Source organism: Pseudomonas sp. PS02303 (assembly GCF_029959925.1).
In the GTDB taxonomy this organism is placed as follows: domain Bacteria; phylum Pseudomonadota; class Gammaproteobacteria; order Pseudomonadales; family Pseudomonadaceae; genus Aquipseudomonas; species Aquipseudomonas mandelii.
The window spans coordinates 1-2,858 of sequence record NZ_JASCOM010000437.1; the positions used below are offsets into that span (position 1 = coordinate 1).

General features: G+C 61.4%; 2 protein-coding genes. One reads left to right on the forward strand and one right to left on the reverse strand.

Annotation, left to right across the window (positions count from 1 at the left end; genetic code table 11):
- Positions 1–90: 90 nt before the first annotated feature.
- Positions 91–1,458, reverse strand: a complete 1,368-nt coding sequence (locus tag QMX98_RS33755) for a CYTH domain-containing protein (protein ID WP_282412048.1) — start codon at positions 1,456–1,458, stop codon at positions 91–93.
- 157 nt (positions 1,459–1,615) lie between these two features.
- Between QMX98_RS33755 and argE the strand changes: the two genes are divergently transcribed.
- A complete protein-coding gene (gene argE, locus QMX98_RS33760) occupies positions 1,616–2,785 on the forward strand; it encodes an acetylornithine deacetylase (RefSeq protein ID WP_282412049.1) in 1,170 nt (389 codons plus the stop codon).
- Positions 2,786–2,858 lie beyond the last annotated feature (73 nt).

A 2,858-nucleotide genomic window follows, 5' to 3' on the forward strand; every position in this document is an offset into this window, starting at 1 on the left:
GGCAAGCCTCGCTCCTACAGGTTTGAGTCGGCCGCCGAATTGGGGTCAACGAAAATACTGTAGGAGCGAGGCTTGCCCGCGAAGGCGGTGTTACATACGCAGCAGCATTTTCCAGGCTCGATTCTGATAAACCGCAATGGCCTGCTGCTTGCGCGCATCCAGCGATTCATCGGTGATCGGCTCGTTCGCCAATTGGGCAAGCTGCTTCAGCTCGCCGTACAGGCGGTCCATTTCCGGGATGTCCAGCACGCCACGGGCATGGTGCAGCCAGGCCTGGATGCGCTCGATGCGCGGAAGTTGCTCGGCCAGGTCTTCCGGCTGTTGCTGATAACGCTGCAATTGCAGGGAGGTCGCTTCTTCACCCAGCAAACGCGGCAACCAGCTACCCAATTGCGCAGCACCCTGGCGATTGCCACGGACGTTGCGATCAGCTGCCCAGGTGCGGGCCAGCAACCAACGCGACGTGTTCAGCGAGAACAAGCCCCAGCGCGGGTCTTCCAGTTCTTCGAGGAATTGCTCCGGCGCGGCTTTGCGCACGTCTTCGTCGTCGATACCGGCTTGCACCAGCGGGCGCCAGTCTTCGAGCAAGGCATCCAGAGCAACGCGCAGATCGTGAGTCGACTGACGCGGTGCGGCCTGGCCCAGGCTGCTCAGCAAGGCACGCAATTCGGCCAGGTTCTCGACCCAGTCCTGCAACAAGCGCCAGTGGCCATTGAAGCGATACTGCTCGGCCAGACGCTGGCTGCTGCTCAGCAAATGCCAGCTCAGCGCGGCGAATGCATCGTCCAGTGGCGTTTCAGCGGTGATTTGCGGTGCCGACAGGCTCAACGAATAGCTGTTGGCGTCGTACAAGCGATAACCGCGCTCGGCCTTGCTGATGTCACACGGCATCAGGGCCAGGGTCGCGGCCAGTTCGGCGGCCAGTTCCAGCAGGGCAGCCGGCTCGCCTTCGCGCAGTTCCAGTTCCAGCTCGCAGATTTCTTCTTTCTGCTTGCCGACCACCACGTGGCCCAGGTCCAGTGCGGCTTCGATGACCACTTTGGTCTTGCCGCGGCCCCAGGCGATTTCGGCGCGTTCGCGAACGAAATCGGTGGTGAAGATCGGTTTCAGGGTTTTCTTGTCCAGCTCGGCAAGCTCTTCGGGCCAGCATTCGCCGTCGAGTTTTTTCACGTCGAGCTTGGCTTTGGGCAGGTTCCAGTCGTATTCGTTACGCTCGGACAGACCGGCGACGCTCTGGCCTCGGGTCTTGAGCGTTTGAATCACTTCTTCGCCGTCCTTGCGCAGGCGCAGGGCAACCTTGGCGCGGGCCAGGTCGCGCTCAGGCGTGTCGAAGTATTGGTTCATCAACTCACGGCGTTCCCAGCCACTTTTGTTGCGTTTTTTCAGGAGCGGGTGCTCGCGCAGGGCTGCGAGGGTTTCGCGGCTGACGCGGAGTTTGATTTCGGTTTCTTTCTGCATGGCCGGAAAATCCAGGATCGGGAGCGCAGCCGGGGGAAATGTGTGGCTGCCAAGGCCGTGCAGTGTACAGGACTCCTTAGTCCTACGTGCCGCGACGGTTTATTCCTGTCGCCAGATGGTTCTATGATGGTCTTCAATTCGCGAGTTGGAGTCAGCGATGCCTTTGCCGTCCATGAAAGATCAGTTCGCTGCGCTGATTGCTGCGCCGACGGTCAGCTGTACCCAGCCCAGCCTTGATCAATCCAACCGTCCGGTCATCGACTTGCTGGCGACGTGGCTCGGTGACCTTGGTTTCGCCTGCGACATCCAGCAGGTCAGCCCCGGCAAGTTCAACTTGCTGGCCAGTTTCGGCTCCGGCCCCGGTGGCCTGGTGCTGGCCGGGCATAGCGATACGGTGCCGTTCGATGGCGCACTGTGGCAGACCGATCCGCTGAAACTGACCGAAGTCGATGGCCGCTGGGTGGGCCTTGGCAGTTGCGACATGAAAGGCTTTTTTGCCCTGGCCATCGAGGCGGTGATTCCGCTGCTCGATCAGCCTTTCAAGCAACCGCTGCTGATCCTCGCCACGTGCGATGAAGAAAGCTCGATGTCCGGCGCTCGTGCCTTGGCCGAAGCCGGCCGTCCGCTGGGGCGTGCGGCGGTGATTGGCGAGCCGACCGGACTGAAGCCGATCCGCATGCACAAAGGCATCATGATGGAGCGCATCGACATCCTCGGGCAGAGCGGCCATTCCTCGGACCCGCGCCTGGGACATAGCGCCCTTGAGGCCATGCACGATGCCATCGGCGAGCTGCGTGGCCTGCGCCTGTTGTGGCAGCGTGAATTCCGCAATCCGCAATTCGGCGTGCCGACACCGACCATGAACTTCGGCTGTATCCATGGCGGCGACAATCCCAACCGCATCTGCGGCCAGTGTTCACTGGAATTCGACTTGCGGCCGTTGCCGGGCATGGACCCCAAAGCCCTGCGCGCGGCCATTCTGCAGCGGCTCAACCCGATTGCCGAACGCCATCAGGTGAAGATCAATTACGCGCCGCTGTTCCCCGAAGTGCCGCCGTTCGAGCAGGCCGAGGATGCCGAATTGGTCCGGGTCGCCGAAAAGCTCACCGGCCATCGCGCCGAAGCAGTGGCGTTCGGCACCGAAGCGCCTTATCTTCAGCGTCTTGGCTGCGAAACGCTGGTACTCGGCCCGGGTGATATCGCCTGTGCGCACCAACCGGGTGAATACCTCGAAATGTCACGTTTGCAGCCTACCGTGCATCTATTACGTCAATTGATTGAACATTACTGCCTGACACCGGCCCAAACGCCAATGTCAGCTGGTTGAACCTGTAGGAGCCGGCTTGCTGGCGATGAACGATGACGCGGTTCACCTGATGAACCCCCGCGCCTGCAACGCC

Coding starts and splice junctions, on each gene's coding strand:
- QMX98_RS33755 (WP_282412048.1), bottom strand. CDS start 1,458: ATGCAGAAAGAAACCGAAATCAAACTCCGCGTCAGCCGCGAAACCCTC.
- argE (WP_282412049.1), top strand. CDS start 1,616: ATGCCTTTGCCGTCCATGAAAGATCAGTTCGCTGCGCTGATTGCTGCG.